Below are 18,982 nucleotides of genomic sequence, written 5' to 3' on the forward strand. Positions count from 1 at the left end.
TTCATCCAGCGTCTTCGGAAGCAATGAAATAAGGATTTTTTCAATTTCTACCGGTCGTATCATTATTATTCATATATTCGCAGTTAATACAAAGAATATTTTATTTAAGATAAAAGGTAAACACTTGAAAGCACACTATAAAACTTCTATAGCCATAAGTCTAATCGTCATTATCGTATTAGTGATCTTACGTACCACTGTTACCGGACAAGATAGCATCAAATTCATCGACGATACCGATGATCAGCCAATAGATCAACAAAACAGCGACTCTATAGACCTTCGTTATTCCAATGAGTACCAAAGTTGGAAACAAACCTCGGACACGACTTTCCGCAGTTTGTTTAATGGGAACCAACAAGCTGATATCTTGGCCGAACATCCCGGAATGGTGGTATTATGGGCAGGATACGCTTTCTCAAAAGATTATCTAAGTCCCAGAGGGCATATGTATTCCATAGAAGATCTATACAAAAGCCTGCGGACCGGCTCTCCCATGACCCCGACGAGTGGTCCCCAGCCTGCCGCATGCTGGGCATGTAAAAGTCCGGACATACCCCGCTTATTAACGACCACCGATGCCAAGACCTTATATAAGAAGAAATGGGCGGAGCTAGGCAACGAGATCGTGAATCCAATCGGATGCGCAGACTGCCATGAGCCGCAGAGCATGGGATTATGCGTGACCCGCTCATTCTTGAAAAGTGCCTATAAGCGCAACGGATTACGTATAGAGGACGTAACCGAGCAAGAGATGCGATCTCTAGTATGCGCCCAATGCCACGCCGAATATTATTTCCAAGGAGAAGATCGTATACTAACCTTACCTTGGGATCAAGGTTATACTGTAGAAAATATAGAAGCCTATTACGATAGCATAAACTTCACCGATTTCACCCATAAATTAAGCCGGGCACATTTGATAAAGGCGCAACATCCGGATTTCGAGTTATTCCAGATGGGCATTCACGGGCAAAGAGGCGTTTCCTGCGGAGAATGCCATATGCCTGCTGTCGGGGAAGATGAGAACCGGTACAACAACCATCATATCAAAAGCCCGTTAGCGATGATAGACCGTACTTGCCAAGCCTGCCACCGGGAAAGTGAGGAGACCTTACGCAAGGATGTTTATGAACGGCAAAACAAAGTCTACGCCATACGCATGCGTGTAGAGGAAGAATTGACAAAAGCCCATATAGAAGCGAAATTCGCTTGGAACAAAGGCGCTACGGAATCTCAAATGAAAAACGTATTAAAACTGTTCCGGCAGGCACAATGGCGTTGGGACTTCGCCGTGGCCTCACATGGGGCGGCTTTCCACGCGCCCCAAGAAGTCACACGTATCTTGGGCAGCGGACTCGATAAGGCTACCCAAGCCCGCATCCAGATCATGAAGGTCTTAGCGCAGCTAGGCTATACCCAAGATGTTCCGATGCCGGATATCTCCACGAAAGCGAAAGCCCAGCAATATATCGGCCTCGATATGGAAGCCGAGCAACAGGCCAAACAAAAGTTTTTAGAAACCGTCATCCCCCAATGGCAGGAAGAAGCGAGGGCCAATAAACGATTCATCGAAGGTAATTAAATTCTTTCCTCCAGCTCCAATCCCGGGGTATAAGGTAGCGAGATCGTAAACTTACTACCTACGCCAACCTCGGATTCCAGCGATATGCTTCCATGAAACGTATGAACGATACTCTGGCAGATCGCTAACCCCAAGCCTGTACCTTGAGCAAACTCATCCAGTTTCTGGAAACGCTCGAATACCTTTTCCTTTTTATCATCAGGAATGCCCTTACCCGTATCTTTCACGGAAATAAGGATCGATTTTCCATCTGCGCTAAGTTCGTATCCGATCTCGATATATCCCTTAGCGGTAAACTTCACCGCATTATTAATGAAATTGGTACAAACCTGCGTCAACCGGAAATGATCCGAACGGATGATAAGAGGTTCATGGGGAACCCTTATCTTTAACTCCACTCCCTCCGGCATCATCAATTGATGCGTATGGAAGATATCTCCCATCAGTTTACTCAGATCGAGGTTCTCATAAGAGAAAGACATGCTACCGGATTCTATGCGTGATAGATCCAAGATATCGTTGATCAGCTTAAGCAACAGGTCACTGTTTTTGGTAATCAGATCTATAAACTCCGCCTTTTCCTCCGGTTCCAAAGGCATATCCGAATTGAGCAATTGAGAGAAGCCTACGATCGCATTCAGAGGCGTACGTATCTCATGGCTCATATTCGCCAGAAAGACTAATTTCATCCGATCAGATTCCTCCGCTTTCCGGCGGGCGGCTATAAGGCTATTCTCCGTGTCTTTTATCCGCTGGATATTCAAGCATAAGCCACTTACCTCAACAGCTTCGTCACCGGAAACCGAATCTTTCTCATTCTTATTTTGGGCATAGCGAAATTCCCACCACTCATACCCCTTCTTATTAAAGTTACAACGACGTTGCGTCACTTTCCGGGATAGAAAGCCACTATCCAGCAGATTCCGGTCTCGAAGGAAATTATCCAGTTCTTCAGGATGTATAGCATCCTGAAACTCCTCGATTTTCATCGGCACACAGGGCATACCTAAGTAATGGTAGAATCTATTATCAAACTCGAATACCCCTTTGCTATACCGAAAAGCGAAAATGTTGCCGCTATCCAACGCAAAAGAAAGAAAAGTCTTCTCCCTTTTTAACTTCTCCTGCGCATCCTTCTTATGTAAAGCCTCCTGTATATATCGCTTTCTTTGGTAACTAAAAAGCAGAAGCAACATCACCACCAGAATAAAGCCGGCAGCCCATATATAATATTTATATTGAACGACAAACGGCATATTCGCGATAATAGCTCCTTCCGGCAATTTACTACTATCAATGCTCCATCGTTCTAACACACCGTAATCAAAAACATAAGCCTTGTTACTCTCTTCGATTTGCGGAAAATCGGACGGGGGCGTTCCTTTCAAGATAGAGACGACCCGGTTTACAGCTGCCTCTACCTCATCCTTAAAGACAGTTACATACCCGCCAACTACGCCATTCTGATTTCCGATCAACTCATTGATCACGGAGAAACATGGAAAGGCGCTGAGCCGCCCCAACGAGATTGTCATATAATCCCTCTTGGTTGCCAGATACGCTTTATTATAATAATTCTCGCCGAATCCCTTAATCAGGGCATTCGCCGATTTCGTACTGAGTGTGCTTATATACATCGTATCCGGCTTTATCTTAGGTATATCCGATATCGAAATCCCGTTCTTTCCGGATAAACGTACCCGATCCAAGGAATATATATTGTTCACGGCACAAATATCCTGAATCTGCGCATTCATGTCCGCCAGCATCATATTATCCTGAAAGGTATCGTCCGAGACTCTTATGACGATGCAATTACCAACAAGCCGCCGTATCAATTCTATATTCCTCTTATAATCCGGTTTATCATAAAAGCCCATCATATTCGGATATTTCCGGATGATCGGGATATTGGGATAACTAACCCCCATAAACACGACCGGGATCGATTTAGCGAGGGGATGCCTGCTACTTATCAAAGCGTTCAAGGCTTGATCGTCATTGACCAGAATAATATCCGGGTTCCATGTCGATAACTCATTCAGTTTCTTGAATAATTTCTGTCGCTGTTGCTTCTCCGAATATTGCTCACAATCCAAATAAAAAGAATAGACACTCGCATGTATCCCCTTCTTCCGCAAATCACTCGACATGATTTCCTTCATCTTCTCATAGGCGGGAAAATGTTTTTCGTAAGATTGAATCACGAGTATACGCTTCTCCTCCGATAAGTCTGTAGAGGATTTACATGATATACAGGTAACAAAGAGAAATATGATGGATATTATTCCAAATAAGCGCTTAGCTGGCATATCGTTCCTTTAAGGTGTTTTCTATGACTTTACAAAACTAAAGATTTATTTCGTACATTTGAGCATATTTTTCACGAAATACAATCAAAACATCAAATATATGAAACAAGAAATCCAACTGAACGAACACAACAAGCAAGAGTATCCTCCTATGCACACGGCGGAACATATCTTAAACCAGACAATGGTACGGATGTTCGGATGTCCCAGATCCAAGAACGCACACATAGAGAGGAAGAAGTCTAAATGCGATTATCTATTGGCAGAAGAGCCCAGCGCGGAGGTCATGGCCGAGGTTGAGAAGAAGATAAACGAGGTGATCGACCGGCACCTGCCCGTAACCATCGAGTTCATGCCAAAAGAAAAGGCCGGCGGTATCGTGGATTTAAGTAAATTGCCCGATGATGCCAGCGACACATTACGTATCGTACGCATAGGCGATTACGATGCCTGCGCATGTATCGGATCGCACGTGGCGAATACATCCGAGATCGGACATTTCAAGCTGTTGAATTACGACTATGCTGACGGGAGATTACGGCTACGTTTCAAATTGGTATAAAATTTAAAGCAAGCGCAAACGGTCAAATAAAAATATTTTATGTAAGTTTGCAAGCGATTAAAGGAACATTTTAATACAGACATTAAATACAATAGTTATGCAAACAATTGACAATTTCAATTTTGCCGGCAAAAAGGCATTTGTAAGAGTTGACTTTAACGTTCCATTGGACGAAAACTTCAACATCACCGACGACACTCGTATGCGTGCCGCTCTTCCTACATTAAAGAAGATCTTAGCGGATGGTGGTAGCGTAATTATCGGTTCTCACCTAGGCCGTCCGAAAGGCGTTACTGAGAAGTTCTCCTTGAAACACATATTGAAACACCTTTCTGAGTTGTTAGGCGTAGATGTTCAGTTTGCAAACGACTGTATTGGCGAAGAAGCCGGCGCTAAGGCTGCCGCTTTGCAACCGGGCGAAGCTTTGTTGCTTGAGAACCTTCGTTTCTACGCTGAGGAAGAAGGCAAACCAAGAGGTTTGGCTGAAGACGCTTCTGACGAGGAGAAGAAGGCTGCCAAGAAAGCCGTTAAAGAAAGCCAGAAAGAGTTCACGAAGAGATTGGCCTCTTACGCTGACTGCTATGTAAACGACGCGTTCGGTACCGCTCACCGTGCTCACGCTTCTACGGCTTTGATCGCTGACTACTTCGATACGGACAACAAGATGTTCGGTTATTTGATGGAGAAAGAAGTGAAGGCTGTCGATAAGGTTATGAACGACATCCAACGTCCGTTCACCGCTATCATGGGTGGTTCTAAGGTTTCCTCCAAGATCGAGATCATCGAGAACTTGTTGAACAAGGTAGACAACTTGATCATCACGGGTGGTATGACTTATACTTTCACGAAAGCGCAAGGCGGTAAGATCGGTAAGTCTATCTGCGAGGACGATAAGCTGGATCTTGCTCTTGATTTGATCAAGAAAGCGAAAGAAAAAGGCGTAAACTTGGTATTGGCTGTTGACGCTAAGATCGCTGACGATTTCAGCAACGACGCTAAGACTGATTTCGCTCCGGTAGATCAGATTCCTGATGGTTGGGAAGGTCTTGACATAGGTCCGAAGACCGAGGCTATCTACGCTGACGTTATCAAGAACTCTAAGACGATCCTTTGGAACGGTCCTACGGGTGTATTCGAGTTCGAGAACTTTACGCACGGATCTCGCACGGTTGGCGAGGCTATCGTTGAGGCTACGAAGAACGGCGCTTTCTCTTTAGTAGGTGGTGGCGACTCTGTTGCTTGCGTTAACAAATTCGGTTTGGCTAACGGCGTATCTTACGTTTCTACAGGTGGTGGCGCTCTTCTTGAGGCTATAGAAGGTAAGGTTCTTCCGGGTATCGCAGCTGTAAAAGGCGAGGCTTACAAATAATCAGATAAGTAAGTGATTTAATAAAAAATCCCCCGGGACGCTCGGTATTCATCGAGATGTCCCGGGGGATTTTCTTTGATTTAGTTCCGTATTAATCTTGTTTCAAGATCAAGGCGGAAGAGGCGCTTACGGTAGTTTTACCCTGTACGGAACCTTTACCGTCCAGATAAATCCGACCGTCTTTACAAACCGGAATCCATGTTCCTTCCGGCAGAGAAACCGTTACCGCCTTCCGGTTCCCGTTAAAGATAACCATAATCTTCTTCCAACTATCCCCGTTCGCATGTTCCCCTAAGGTATACGCTACGACACCGGGCTGGTTCACTTCTTGGAATTGAAGGGCCTCCCTCACTCCCTCGGCCGTGGCGATACGGAAAGCCGGGTGCGACTTACGAAGGGCGATCAAATCCTTGTAATAGTTGAAAACATCCTTGTTTTTTGCCTTTAAAGACCAGTCGATCTCATTGATTGAATCGGGCGATTGATAGCTGTTATGTACGCCTTTCTTATCGTGCAGCAACTCCTCTCCTGCCCGCATGAAGGGTACTCCTTGCGAGGTGAAGATGATGGTCTGGGCCAACTTGCCGAATCGTATCAACTCATCCGGGGTAGCGTCTTTCGGGGCCGAGAGCTTCAACTTATCCATCAAACAAAGATCATCGTGGCAAGAGACATAGTTGATCACTTGCGTAGGCTTGTTCGCATAAGGCGCTTTGCAATATAATATTTGGTTATAGTCGATTTGCGGATGGCGGATAGCGCCTACAATACCGAACTTAATAGACTCCTCGTTACCTTCCGGCTTTCCGGAGGCGAAACCGGCCTGTGTAGTCTCGAATACGCTTCCTTTTAAAGCATCCCGCAGGTCATCGCTAAATACGGCCACATCATTCAGTTTCGGGGCGTTTACCTTGATCGCCCTCTGATCCTCCGGTAGCGGGGAATCGCTGGCGGTCCAGCCCTCGCCGTATACGAAGATGGAAGGATCTAGTTTGGTTAACTCGGCTTTTACCTCGTTCATGGTCTCTACGTCATGGATGCCCATCAAGTCGAAACGGAAACCATCCACATGGTATTCCTCGGCCCAATATTTCACGGACTCCACGATATAGCGGCGTACCATCGCCCGCTCCGAAGCGGTCTCATTACCACAGCCGGAGGCATCCGAATAGCTTCCGTCCGGTTTATGACGGTAGAAGTAACCGGGAACGGTCAAACTGAAATTCGACCCATCCCCCACGAAGGTATGATTGTAAACCACGTCCATGATCACACGGATACCATTCCGGTGCAACCCCTGCACCATCTCCTTGAACTCACGGATACGAGCCTCGGGATTGTAAGGATCGGTGGAATAGCTCCCCTCGGGGGCGTTATAGTTCTTGGGATCATACCCCCAATTGTACACATTATCTTGCAAGCGGGTCTCGTCCACCGAGCCATAATCATAGGAAGGAAGGATATGGACATGGGTAACGCCCAACTCCTTCAGATGATCCACGCCGGTAGCCACGCCGCCCGGACCTTTCGTGCCGTTCTCCGCCAAGGCGAGAAACTTACCTTTATGCGTCACGCCGGAGTTCGCGGCGATCGAGAAATCCCGATGATGCATCTCGTAGATGATAATATCGGAGAAGCTTTTCAACTCGGGAGATTTATCCGCCTCCCAGCCCTCCGGATCGGTAGCCGCCCAATCGATCACGGCCGCACGGTTTCCATTCACCCCGACGGCTTTCGCCCAGATACCGGGAGTCTCATCCAGCCATTTATCGCCGATACGGATCTGGAAGGTATAGAAGGAACCTTTCAGATCCTCGCTCACGGAGATACGCCACGTACCCTTGTCCGAGGATTTCATCGGCAACTGGCGGATAGGCTCCCCTCCCTCACCGGAGGCGTAAAGATTCAAGCGGGCTTCTTCCGCTGTCGGGGCCCAAAGGGTGAACACGGATCTCGTGGGGGAATAGAACAACTCCAGATCGTCTCCCTCATAGGAAGGGTATTCATCAAAGGATTTGTATTCTTTCGGTGAGTTGCAGCTAAGCAACAGCGACAGGTATATAGATACCGGAACTAAGTGTCTCGTCATGGCTGATTCAGTAATTTGTTTTCAATCACAAAGATAGAAGTTTCGAATCGGATTCGCCAACGAAACAGAAAAGAAGAGGCGAAAAATCTACCGCAAACGTTTTCGCCTCTTTCGCTCATTCATGCTATATTAGAACGGAACCTCGTTACTGCTACCTTGACTCAAGAAGTCAGCTCCCGCCGATGGGATCGGGGGCATCGGGTCTCCACCGTTCATGGTCGAGGAGAATTCCCTTACCGCTATATCTTCCTCTACGTTCATAAACTTGGCGAACTCGCTCTTAAAGCGCAGCCGGACATCCCCCACGGCACCGTTACGATGCTTGGCGATAATAATCTCGGCGAGGCCGATCAGGGAATTTCCCCGCTCGTCTTCCGTAATCTTATAATATTCGGGACGGTGGATGAAACATACCATATCGGCATCCTGCTCGATAGCTCCGGACTCACGCAAGTCGGCTAGCTGCGGACGCTTACCTTCCACGCCTTGACGGGCTTCCACACCACGGTTCAACTGCGACAAGGCGATGATCGGGATATTCAATTCCTTCGCCAATCCCTTCAACGAGCGGGAGATCGTACTCACCTCCTGCTCACGGCTACCGAAGTTCATACCGCTAGCGTTCATCAACTGAAGGTAGTCGATAATGATACATTTAATGCCATGCTCACGCACCAGACGACGGGCTTTCGTTCGCAGCTCGAAGACGGACAAGCTCGGGGTATCGTCCACGAAGATCGGGGCGTCGTAAAGCTCCTTGATCTTAAAGTCCAACTGTTCCCACTCGTAGCTCTCCAAGCGTCCGCTCTTGATCTTCTCACCCGGTATCTCGCAGACATTCACGATCAGACGGTTTACCAACTGTACGTTACTCATCTCGAGCGAGAACAGGGCGACAGGCGTATTGAAATTCACCGCCATATTCTTCGCCATGGAAAGCACGAAAGCCGTCTTACCCATGGCCGGACGGGCGGCGATAATGATAAGGTCTGAATTCTGCCAACCGGAAGTCATCTTATCCAAGCCCTCGAAGCCCGTGCGCAATCCGCTCAGACCTTCCTTCTGGAGAGCCGCCTTTTGCAACATCTCCATAGCGTCCTTGATGACGGGGTTGATCTGGGTGACATCCTTCTTTACGTTACGTTGCGAGATCTCGAACAACTTACCCTCCGCCTCTTGCATCAAGTCCTCTACATCGAGCGTCTCATCAAATGCCTTTCCTTGGATCATCGCCGTGAAAGAGATCAACTCCCTCGCCAGATATTTCTGGGCAATGATCCGGGCGTGATACTCGATATGGGCGCTACTGGCCACCTTGCTGGTAAGTTGAGAGATATAAAACGGTCCGCCTACATCCTCCAATTCTCCCCGTTTCTTCAATTGCTCCGTTACGGTAAGCATATCCACGGGACGCTGGCTCAACGCCAAGTCTACGATAGCGGCATAAATCTTCTCATGCGCTTTCTCATAGAAACACTCCGGCTTCAAGATCTCGCTGACGATCGAGTACGCGTCTTTCTCCAGCATCAACGCACCCAACACAGCCTCCTCTAACTCACGGGCCTGTGGCTGAAGACGCCCCATATCGGGGAGCATCTCCACAGGCTTTTTCCTTCCTCTTCCTGTATTTCTTGTTCCTTCTGCCATCATTCTTTCTATTTGGGGAGTCAAAGGTAATATCTTTTACCCATTTCTGAAAAAGATTCTTTATATTTAGGAATTAAAACCTGTCGAATCATGAAAGCGTATTTTATCGGATTAGTTATCATGGGAGGTTGCCTATTATACGGCTGCCATACCAAACAAAAGAAAGGGGAAAACAGTAGCGACTACTCAGCCGACTCCCAATCCATAGCACGGCAAGATACCCTACCGTTACCGACTGATACCCATGCCGCATCTTCAGTTTCCACGGAAGGATGGACCGCCAAGCAGATACGGGACAGCATAGAATTGTTCTTCGGCAAGGAATACGATACCCTTCCCCCGCATCTACGGAAGATCCGCGGCAACCTGACCTCCCTCTGGAACACGGACGACTCCGTCTTCCTACAGCTTATCATAGCGGAGAAGGAGTATGTGGAGGCTTTCAAGACTTACGTATTCAATTCACCCCTCATCCGGATCGGCGGAGGCCCTTACGACCGGCCACCCGAGGAAGCTATCAGCATGGACACCACCCACTTCTCCATGCGAGTAAGCCCGAATGTCTACCCAACCAACATCGAACGGATCGAGATCGCCATCACCAACCATACCGACCTAGAAGGGATGGGAGGTGAATCGTATTTCATCGAGCATTTTGATGGTAAAGCATGGAAAGGAATCCCACAACCCTGCGCCTTCGTCGATCTCGGCTATCCGATCTTTCCAAACGAGACAAGAGACGATTTCTCGGCCACCTTACTGCCAGAGCTCAAGGAAAACCCTCCGGGATTGTACCGGGTGCGCAAGACCGTCATCACCGGACAGGGCGCCGGCATCGTCCATTATCCTTTGGCCGCCACGTTCTACCTATCCGATAACCCGGAAGATTATGAGGAATACACACGCTTCGCCAGCCGGCTCCACGAGCCTCGCCCCATGGCCGAGTTCAAGGGAGGAAGAGAAGCCATGATCCGTTTCTTCGAACAGAACCTGCGTTATCCCGAATCTTATAAAGGTACGGGCACGAAGGTACGACTCTTCTACTCCTTCACGATCGATTCCTTAGGAATGTTACAGAATCCCGTAAGCCTACCCGAGAATATACTGTATCCTCGCGATACGGGGAAAACCTATGATGAGTTCCGCGGTGAAGCCTTACGGGTACTCCGGTTGATGCCCGCATGGGAACCCGCCGTAAACCGTATCCATGGTCCGGTCAGCATAGATACCGGGCTCTTCTTCTACTTCAACGAAGAGGGGAAATGCGGGATTGAATAGATGGCCAGTACTGCCTAAGAAGTATTGGAGTACTTCTTAGGCAGTACTCGGGTACTTCCATGAAAGTACTCCAGTACTATTACCAGAAGTATCGCAATACTCTCAGAGAAGTAAGCCTATGCTAACGTAAACTGGCAACAATATTGCTGTCAGCATACAGCGACATAACTTTACTTACGTAAAAAAGTATTATCTTTGCACCCGTAAAAAGTAATTTTCAAATTATGGACGACAGTATCCCGCTAGAAACAGAACAGAGTATGAACTAACGAGGCGGAGGGTTTCATTGATCCTCTGCTCGGATTAAACACGAAAGGAGGCAATAATGAGACAATTTCTTTATTGTGAGGCCGGTTATGTGGAGAAGAACCAATGGCTTCCTAACAGTTGGGTAAACGTAGAGTGCCCGACTCCCGAAGATCTTCAATTCTTGATGGATCGATTTAACGTACCCGAATCATTCTTGAGCGATATAGCCGATACGGACGAACGTCCCCGTATCGAGTACGAGGGGAATTGGTTGCTTACCATCTTACGTATCCCGTTGCAGAACCAAGATCATGACATCCCGTTCAATACGGTGCCGATCGGTATCATCACGAACAATGAGATCATCGTAAGCGTATGTTACCATAAGACGGACTTGATCCCCGATTTCATCCGTTATACCCAACGGAAGGAACTCCAGATTAAAAACAAGTATGAGTTGATCCTCCGGCTGATCCACTCATCGGCCGTATGGTTCCTTAAATACCTGAAACAAATCAATTACGCCGTCACCGAGGCGGAAAAGGCGTTGGAGAAAAGCATCCGCAACGAGGATCTGCTAGCGTTGATGAAGCTGGAGAAGAGCATGGTATTCTTCAACACCTCCATCCGCGGGAATGAGGTGATGCTGGCCAAGCTCCAGAATATTTTCCAAGAGCCGGAATATATCGACAAGGATTTGGTGGAGGACGTGGAGATCGAGTTGAAACAGGCCCATAACACGGTAAATATCTATAGCGATATTCTTACGGGTACGATGGACGCTTTCGCCTCTATCATCTCCAACAACGTAAACACGATCATGAAACGTATGACATCACTTTCCATTATCTTAATGGTTCCGACATTAATCGCTAGCTTCTACGGGATGAACGTCCCGATCTACATGGAGGATATGCCGCATGGTTTCGTGGTTATCATCTTGCTCTCGATCTTGCTATCCGCTACGGCCTTTTTTATATTCAGGAAGATCAAATGGTTCTAGGATATCAAATAAATAAACCGGACGCAGATCACCCGTGCTTGTCGGTGTCATCTGCGTCCGGTAAATATCAAATTCGGTATATCTTTATCTTGGCTTACTTATGCGTATCCTCGAGGATATAACGCAAGGTTCCGGCATTTACCAAGTCCTCTTGCGAGATGGTGTAGCCCTTTAGCTTTTTATCGCCGGCGAAAACGTCCTTGATATAGATCGCTTCCGGATTACTATGCTTAGACTCGATTACCAATTCGCCTTTAGGATAGAATTTCTTGTCGAGCTGGATCGTAACCTTATCGAAAGTCGGGGAAGTCAATACATAGTTCACGTCGCCCGGACAAGCTGGGTAGAAGCCCATCATGGAGAAAATAGCCCAAGCGGACATCGTGCCTGTATCCTCGTTACCCGGGACACCGTTCGGGGCGTTATGATAGCAATCCTTCAACAACTGACGGACCAACTTCTGAGTACGCCAAGCCTCTCCCTTGAAATAGCTAAACAAATAAGGATAAGCAATATCCGGCTCGTTGGCGGGATCATAATTGCCGTCATCGAATACCTTCTGCAAATGATCGACAAATTTCTTATCGCCTCCCATCAATTTGGCCAGTCCCTTGATATCGTGAGGAACATAAAACGTATAATTCCATGCGTTGCCTTCATGGAAACCGGGACTAGGCTCGAAGTTCTCGCCTTGTTTCGGATCGAACGGAGAGTAGAAAGTGCCATCCGGCAAGATAGGACGCAGCGTTCCGAACTCCTTGCTATAATAATGTTTGTAACCTAAAGAACGGTCACGGAATAACTTGGCATCCTCTTTCTTACCCAAGGCTTGAGCGAAATTAGCCAAGTTCCAGTCGGCGATATAATATTCCAGCGCATGAGATACGGAGTTATCGTATTGCTCACGCAAAGGAACATAGCCCTTGCTGAAATAATCGTTCGCGTCCGGACGAAGCAGGTTGAACTCTCCCGGGGTAGTAGCGCCTTTACGCATCGCCTCATAAGCGGTTTGCTCATCAAAGTCACGCAAGCCGCGCATCCATGCGTCTACGATATACGGGATCGAGGGATCGCCCTCCATCGTAAAGGTCTCACGTCCGTAAAGCTCCCATTTCGGTAACCAACCGTTTTCCCGATACATATCCAGCATCGTACGGATAATATCCAATTGACGCTCCGGATAGAGCAAGGTCATCAAGGTACTTACGTTACGGTACGTATCCCACAAGGAGAAGACCGTATAACGGTTTCCGGTGGTATGGCCTACTTTCAGGCTCTCCATCATCGGGTACTCGCCGTTCACGTCTTGCAGGATATTCGGATGGATCAGCAAATGATACATACCGGTATAGAATATCGTTTTCTCGTCTTTCGTACCCCCTTCCACTTGTACCTTGGAAAGATCCTTGTTCCACATCGTACTAGCCGCCGTACGGACCTTGTCGAAATCGAAGCCGGGCTGCTCCGTATTCATGTTCAGGCGGGCGTTCTCGATGCTCACGTACGAGATACCCATCTTCACCTCGATAGCCTCGCCCTCGTCCGTATCGTAATCGAACCATACGCCGACATCGTCTCCGCTCATCTCACGGGTATAACTGGTATATAACTTATACTTGCCGGAGTAGATATCCCATTCGGCCTCTACCCCCTTCATCTCACGTTGTTTCTTCCAATAACCCATCTTCTTCGGGGCCTTGTTTACCTTCATCACGAAGTAAACCGGGAATACGGCCTGTGGATTATAGCAGAACGTACCTAAAAGCTTACTCCCCTCGATCTCCGTATCATTCACGATACGTACCGTAGCGCCGGTCTCGTTCGTCAAGCCCTCGCCTAGGTTCAAGAGGATATGGCTCTCCCCTTTCGGGAAGGTAAAACGGCTCAAGCCCGTACGCATGCTGGCAGTAGCCTCCGCCTTGATATTATACTTGGTCAAGGTATTGCTATAATAACCGGGGTGAGCCACCTCGTCCTTGTACTCACTGCCGTAAGCCTTATAGTCCACGTTCAACTCGCCCGTCGTCGGCATCAATAGCAAACCTCCCAGCTCCGGGCATCCCACACCGCTCAAGCTGCCGTGGGCGAATCCCGTAAAGAATTTATTGTCTGCCGAGTAAGGAGTAGACCACCATTGACTATCCTTGTCAAAACGGTTCTTCTCCGACCCCATGACGTTGAAAGGAACCACGCTCATCATACCCTGTGGACAAACCGCACCGGGATTCGTCGTACCGTAATTGCTCGTACCGATGAAGGGGTTCACATAATCTACCGGTTGCTGCGCCGTAGCGAACAGACTGCCACACAACAGGAAGGTCATTAACTGTTTCTTCATTTGATAAATGTATTTTAGTTGATAATTAATTGATTCATACTTACCAGATCACGATCTCATCCGTGAAGATGAAACCCTTATTTGCCTCTTTTGCCTTGATACGGATATAACGGGCTTTCCAATCGCCGTTAAACGTATATTCCTGAAAAGACAGGTCTTTATCCGTATTGGATATCGTAGTAGGGATAACTCCCTGCGAGATATAGCTCTCCCCGTCTTCCGATGTCAGCAACTCCACCTCTCCCGGTTGGTACACGCCCGGGCCGATCAATTGCATAAAGCGGGACGATACCTTATGGATATCCGTCACCTCGCCCATGTCCACCACGCAATCCAAGTCATTCAAATAACCCTGCCAACGACCGTCCAGATAAGTCAAGCCTCCCCTGTAGCCGTCCAGCAAGGCGTTCATGCCACCCGCCATATAACCGCTATACAGCTTACTATTATAATGTATAGGCTTATTGATACCCCGGTGATAATCCACCTTCTTCTCGGTAGGCGTTCCTTGAAGCTGCCCGTCACGGAAGATAGCGGCCTTGATATCAGCGGAGTCTTTCACCACGATCGGGCCGTTATAGACCCGGGAAGAGGCGGCGGGAATAGAGCCGTCTGTCGTGTAACGTATCTCCGCCGGATATTTCTCCGCATCCAACATGACCTTGATCTCTCGCCGCAAGGTATCTACCTCCATCGTGGTCTCGATCTCGTCCGAGAGCGTGAACGTATTGATACCCATCCGTTGCAGAACCGGGATATTCGCGTTCATACGAGGCTTAAAATCCTCCCAACTACGATCCTCTTGCGGAGTCCATCCGATCTCGGCGACCGCCAAGGCACGAGGGAACATCATATACTCCAAATGTTTCTCATCCTTGATATACTCCGTCCATGTATTCGCCTGTACCCCTAGGATATGCTTACTTTCCTCGGCAGTCAACGAATCCACAGGCACTGGATTATAACTGTACGCCCGCTTGATCGGCGTATAACCGCCGATGGCATACGGCTGTGTCTTCGGATCGGCTTGATAGAAATCGAAATACATATAACCACCCGGTGTCATGACCACGTCGTGTCCCATGCGGGCGGACTTGATTCCCCCTTCCTCGCCCCGCCAAGACATGACGGTAGCCTCCGGAGCCAAGCCCCCTTCCAGAATCTCATCCCAACCGATCAATTTGCGGCCTTTGGAAATCAGGAATTCCTCGGCACGATGAATCATATAGCTCTGCAACTCATCCACGTCCTTCATCCCATTCCGGCGCATCAAGCCTTGACATTTCGGGCAGGTCTTCCAAGCTCCCTTCCCGGCCTCGTCTCCCCCGATATGGATATATTCGGAAGGGAACAACTCGATCACCTCGGACAATACATCCTCCATGAACGTAAACGATTTCTCGTTGCCGATGCAGAAATCACCCGTCGTATAAGGTTTGCCGGCACAACTCAACTCCGGGTACGCCACGAACACCTCGTCCGAATGCCCCGGGAATTCGATTTCCGGTATTATATTAATATGCCGGGCCGTAGCGTAATCCACGATCTCACGGATATCTTCTTTCGTAAAATAACCGCCATATGCCCCCGGAGTTCCTTCCGGCAGATACTTGCGATCCTTTCCATCCCACCATTTCTGCCAATCGGATTCCGTACGGAAAGCCACGTCCGTAGTCAGTTTCGGGTATTTATCCATCTGGATACGCCAACCACCGGCATCCGTCAAATGCATATGAAGCGTATTCAATTTATAATAAGACATGACGTTCAATAACTTCATCACCTCCTCTTTCGGGAAGAAATGACGGGAGACATCCAGATGCAAGCCACGATACGGGAAACGGGGATTATCTTGGATCGATACGCAAGGAATCCCTTTCGACGTATACAGCTGGCGCAACGTTTGTTCCCCGTAAAACAATCCGGATTTAGAGGCGGCTCTCAACTCGATCCCCTTCTTGGTCACGTTCAACGCATATCCCTCCGGATTTCCGCCATTGAAAGACTCATCGACCACGTAACGGATCGTACCCGATTGATCATTCCCGAATATGAGATTACTATCTACTTTGAAATAACCGCCAGTCACCTCGATATGGGCCGGCTTAGGGATTAAATTCACCTGCGGAACCTCCTTGGGAACACAGGAAAAAAGTAGCGAGGAGCAAGCGAGAGCAAGTCCGGTTACTTTCATGTAAGACCGTTTTGGCAACGTCATAATACTTATTTTTTAGTTGTGTTATTCTTGGTGCGTAAATATACAACAATAATAGACAATATCAAAAAAGCGGAAAGACTATCGTCTCCCCGCTTCAGAGTTATTTTAAGATGTATATCTTCTAAAATTAACGTCTAGGAATTGCTTCTTTTACAACCATCTGACGACCTTCGTACTCAGCTTGGTTTAATTCCTCGATAGCTTTTTGAGCCTCGTCTACGTTAGGCATTTCAGCGAAAGCAAAACCCTTAGAACGTCTAGTATCACGATCAACAATTAACTTTACTGAATCAACAACACCATACTCTTCTAATACTTGTTGCAAATCAGACTCTCTTACTCGATAACTCAAGTTTCCAATGTAAATATTCATACGAAAAAAATTAAAAATAAATTAATAATAAAACAAGTGATGTTAGTGAAGATCGATTTCTAGAAGAATATATTATCATTACTGAGAATAGAAACTCGAAGATAAAGAGCAAGACAAACTATCTTTTGTTTGTTGGTACAAAGGAAAGCATTCTTTTTGGATTACCAACTATAAAACCTAATTTATTTTCAAAATAATTCACTTTATCCTCAGAAGACTACTTATATGAGCTAACGAGACTACCTGCGTGAACCGCATAAAAAAGAAGAGAATCTAATTAAAGATCCTCTTCCCTATTTGAAAAAGCCGCACTGTAGATGTGAACAAACTCCGTATGACAGGATTTGAGTGCTTTGCCACCTTTGTAATCCGCCGTGCTAAGCATACCCCGAAGGGCGCGGCCCGCCATTGGCGACAAGAGCTATGTCTCGGAATTAAAATAAACTGATGAGTTTCCCAATCGAACAAGTGCGGCTTAACTCATTCCCTGTTTATCTTTTTCTTGTTACAAAGATATGTAATCGTATCGACATAACCAAACAAAAACAACAAAAAAAGAGCCTCCTTTTCGGGGAGGCTCTTTATTAACTATATAGCAAAAATCTTATTTTACTTTAGCTACGATAGCCTTGAATGCTTCCGGATGGTTAACGGCCAAGTCTGCCAAAACCTTACGGTTGATCTCGATACCGGCAGCGTGCAAAGCACCCATTAGGCGAGAGTAAGACAAACCTTCCATACGAGCGGCAGCGTTGATACGCTGAATCCACAAAGCACGGAAATTGCGTTTCTTGTTACGACGGTCGCGGAAAGCATAAGTCAAACCTTTTTCCCATGTATTCTTCGCTACGGTCCAAACGTTCTTACGTGCACCATAATAACCACGGGTTAGTTTTAAAATCCGTTTTCTTTTTGCTCTTGAAGCAACATGATTTACTGATCTAGGCATAATTCTAATCTGTTTTGAATGTTAGCGTCATCTCTTAGGATGAACTTGATTGCTAAATGCATTCGGTTAATAAAAATCGTTATAAAACTCGCTTAATGAATAAAGATTACTTCATGCAAAGCATCTGCTTTACGTTGCTTACGTCAACACTAGCTACCAAACCCGTGTGAGTAAGATTTCTCTTTTGCTTCTTAGTCTTCTTTGTTAAGATATGACTCTTAAAAGCGTGTTTTCTTTTGATCTTTCCTGATCCGGTAAGGGCGAACCTCTTTTTGGCACCGGAATTAGTCTTCATCTTAGGCATTTTCCAATTATATTTTAATTATTAAACTTAACCTCCCTTCTATCAGGGACGGATTTTATTCTTCTGTTTTCTTATCACCCTCGCTTTTAGGCTTAGGTGTCGTGATCACTTTCTTTACAACTTTCGGAGCTGCGGCCGCAGCCGGGGCTGAACCAGTGCCCGCTTTCTTCGGAGTAAGCATGATAATCATACGTTTTCCCTCCAATACCGGCAACTGCTCTACTTTTCCATAATCCTCCAAATCGTTGGCAAAACGAAGCAGCAGGACTTCTCCCTGTTCCTTGAAAAGGATAGAACGGCCTTTAAAGAACACGTAGGCTTTGACCTTCGAACCTTCCTCCAAAAATCCCTTAGCGTGCTTCAATTTAAAATTGTAATCATGATCATCAGTCTGAGGCCCGAAACGAATCTCCTTCACGACCACTTTCACAGATTTCGCTTTTTGCTCTTTCTGACGCTTTTTTTGCTGATAGAGGAATTTCTGGTAGTCGATTACTCTACAAACGGGGGGCGCAGCATTTGGTGAAATCTCGACTAGATCCATCCCCTGCTCTTCCGCTATTTTCAGCGCTTGAGCGATCGGATAAACACCCGTCTCAATATTGTCACCTACTAAACGAACTTCACGAACACGAATACGTTCGTTGATTCTATACTGTTCTTTCAGATTGTCATTCTTCATTCAAAAAGATTTATTCTCCTCGTT

14 protein-coding genes are annotated in these 18,982 nt (G+C 47.0%); 5 read left to right on the forward strand and 9 right to left on the reverse strand.

Annotated elements, in window-relative coordinates; all coding sequences use genetic code 11:
• The first annotated feature begins 124 nt into the window (after positions 1-124).
• On the forward strand, positions 125-1,585 hold the full coding sequence (gene nrfA / locus ACESPU_RS05265) for an ammonia-forming cytochrome c nitrite reductase (RefSeq protein ID WP_373133177.1): 1,461 nt from the start codon (positions 125-127) through the stop codon (positions 1,583-1,585).
• Here the strand turns inward: nrfA and ACESPU_RS05270 are convergent.
• Positions 1,582-3,897, reverse strand: coding sequence for an ATP-binding protein (locus tag ACESPU_RS05270; protein WP_373133178.1), 2,316 nt, complete (start codon positions 3,895-3,897; stop codon positions 1,582-1,584). The two genes, nrfA and ACESPU_RS05270, sit on opposite strands and share 4 nt — an antisense overlap.
• 100 nt (positions 3,898-3,997) lie before the next feature.
• On the opposite strand from ACESPU_RS05270, the gene ACESPU_RS05275 reads away from it, so the two are divergent.
• A complete protein-coding gene (locus tag ACESPU_RS05275) occupies positions 3,998-4,459 on the forward strand; it encodes a hypothetical protein (RefSeq protein ID WP_005862967.1) in 462 nt (153 codons plus the stop codon).
• Between the two features lie 97 nt (positions 4,460-4,556).
• Positions 4,557-5,828: a phosphoglycerate kinase gene (gene pgk / locus ACESPU_RS05280; RefSeq protein ID WP_009017258.1), complete on the forward strand. Its 1,272-nt coding sequence runs from the start codon at positions 4,557-4,559 to the stop codon at positions 5,826-5,828.
• A gap of 91 nt (positions 5,829-5,919) precedes the next feature.
• On the opposite strand, the gene pulA is transcribed toward pgk, so the two are convergent.
• Together pulA and dnaB are read right to left on the reverse strand one after the other, a co-directional pair.
• A complete protein-coding gene (gene pulA, locus ACESPU_RS05285) occupies positions 5,920-7,917 on the reverse strand; it encodes a type I pullulanase (RefSeq protein WP_373133179.1) in 1,998 nt (665 codons plus the stop codon).
• A 129-nt stretch (positions 7,918-8,046) separates the two neighbouring features.
• Entirely contained in the window at positions 8,047-9,564 is a 1,518-nt protein-coding gene (gene dnaB / locus ACESPU_RS05290) for a replicative DNA helicase (RefSeq protein WP_008772408.1), read from the reverse strand.
• Positions 9,565-9,654: 90 nt separating this feature from the next.
• Between dnaB and ACESPU_RS05295 the strand changes: the two genes are divergently transcribed.
• Entirely contained in the window at positions 9,655-10,842 is a 1,188-nt protein-coding gene (locus tag ACESPU_RS05295; protein ID WP_373133180.1) for an immunoglobulin-like domain-containing protein, read from the forward strand.
• Positions 10,843-11,167: 325 nt separating this feature from the next.
• Complete coding sequence (locus ACESPU_RS05300) at positions 11,168-12,094, forward strand: magnesium transporter CorA family protein (protein WP_005862977.1); 927 nt, start codon at positions 11,168-11,170, stop codon at positions 12,092-12,094.
• Positions 12,095-12,188: 94 nt separating this feature from the next.
• Here ACESPU_RS05300 and ACESPU_RS05305 read toward each other — a convergent pair whose 3' ends face one another.
• From ACESPU_RS05305 to infC, 6 genes are all read right to left on the reverse strand, one after another.
• Positions 12,189-14,432 carry a GH92 family glycosyl hydrolase gene (locus tag ACESPU_RS05305; protein ID WP_008772411.1) on the reverse strand — a complete coding sequence of 748 codons (2,244 nt, stop codon included), beginning with the start codon at positions 14,430-14,432 and terminating at the stop codon, positions 12,189-12,191.
• Between the two features lie 40 nt (positions 14,433-14,472).
• Positions 14,473-16,650, reverse strand: a complete 2,178-nt coding sequence (locus tag ACESPU_RS05310; protein WP_048928231.1) for a family 20 glycosylhydrolase — start codon at positions 16,648-16,650, stop codon at positions 14,473-14,475.
• A 127-nt stretch (positions 16,651-16,777) separates the two neighbouring features.
• Entirely contained in the window at positions 16,778-17,023 is a 246-nt protein-coding gene (locus tag ACESPU_RS05315; protein ID WP_005862983.1) for an RNA-binding protein, read from the reverse strand.
• A 604-nt stretch (positions 17,024-17,627) separates the two neighbouring features.
• Positions 17,628-17,972 carry a 50S ribosomal protein L20 gene (gene rplT, locus ACESPU_RS05320; RefSeq protein ID WP_005857682.1) on the reverse strand — a complete coding sequence of 115 codons (345 nt, stop codon included), beginning with the start codon at positions 17,970-17,972 and terminating at the stop codon, positions 17,628-17,630.
• Between the two features lie 106 nt (positions 17,973-18,078).
• Positions 18,079-18,276: a 50S ribosomal protein L35 gene (gene rpmI / locus ACESPU_RS05325; protein ID WP_005857684.1), complete on the reverse strand. Its 198-nt coding sequence runs from the start codon at positions 18,274-18,276 to the stop codon at positions 18,079-18,081.
• Positions 18,277-18,331: 55 nt separating this feature from the next.
• Positions 18,332-18,958, reverse strand: a complete 627-nt coding sequence (infC, locus tag ACESPU_RS05330; protein ID WP_008779711.1) for a translation initiation factor IF-3 — start codon at positions 18,956-18,958, stop codon at positions 18,332-18,334.
• Between the last annotated feature and the right edge of the window lie 24 nt (positions 18,959-18,982).

Origin of the sequence: Parabacteroides sp. 20_3 (assembly GCF_964238835.1) — a bacterium.
GTDB classification, from domain to species: domain Bacteria; phylum Bacteroidota; class Bacteroidia; order Bacteroidales; family Tannerellaceae; genus Parabacteroides; species Parabacteroides distasonis.

What these genes read in the sequence shown, in the direction of transcription:
- ACESPU_RS05315 (WP_005862983.1), bottom strand. Translation starts at nt 17,023, where the DNA reads ATGAATATTTACATTGGAAACTTGAGTTATCGAGTAAGAGAGTCTGAT.
- ACESPU_RS05275 (WP_005862967.1), top strand. Translation starts at nt 3,998, where the DNA reads ATGAAACAAGAAATCCAACTGAACGAACACAACAAGCAAGAGTATCCT.
- infC (WP_008779711.1), bottom strand. Translation starts at nt 18,958, where the DNA reads ATGAAGAATGACAATCTGAAAGAACAGTATAGAATCAACGAACGTATT.
- pgk (WP_009017258.1), top strand. Translation starts at nt 4,557, where the DNA reads ATGCAAACAATTGACAATTTCAATTTTGCCGGCAAAAAGGCATTTGTA.
- rpmI (WP_005857684.1), bottom strand. Translation starts at nt 18,276, where the DNA reads ATGCCTAAGATGAAGACTAATTCCGGTGCCAAAAAGAGGTTCGCCCTT.
- pulA (WP_373133179.1), bottom strand. Translation starts at nt 7,917, where the DNA reads ATGACGAGACACTTAGTTCCGGTATCTATATACCTGTCGCTGTTGCTT.
- ACESPU_RS05270 (WP_373133178.1), bottom strand. Translation starts at nt 3,897, where the DNA reads ATGCCAGCTAAGCGCTTATTTGGAATAATATCCATCATATTTCTCTTT.
- dnaB (WP_008772408.1), bottom strand. Translation starts at nt 9,564, where the DNA reads ATGGCAGAAGGAACAAGAAATACAGGAAGAGGAAGGAAAAAGCCTGTG.
- rplT (WP_005857682.1), bottom strand. Translation starts at nt 17,972, where the DNA reads ATGCCTAGATCAGTAAATCATGTTGCTTCAAGAGCAAAAAGAAAACGG.
- ACESPU_RS05295 (WP_373133180.1), top strand. Translation starts at nt 9,655, where the DNA reads ATGAAAGCGTATTTTATCGGATTAGTTATCATGGGAGGTTGCCTATTA.
- ACESPU_RS05310 (WP_048928231.1), bottom strand. Translation starts at nt 16,650, where the DNA reads ATGACGTTGCCAAAACGGTCTTACATGAAAGTAACCGGACTTGCTCTC.
- ACESPU_RS05305 (WP_008772411.1), bottom strand. Translation starts at nt 14,432, where the DNA reads ATGAAGAAACAGTTAATGACCTTCCTGTTGTGTGGCAGTCTGTTCGCT.
- ACESPU_RS05300 (WP_005862977.1), top strand. Translation starts at nt 11,168, where the DNA reads ATGAGACAATTTCTTTATTGTGAGGCCGGTTATGTGGAGAAGAACCAA.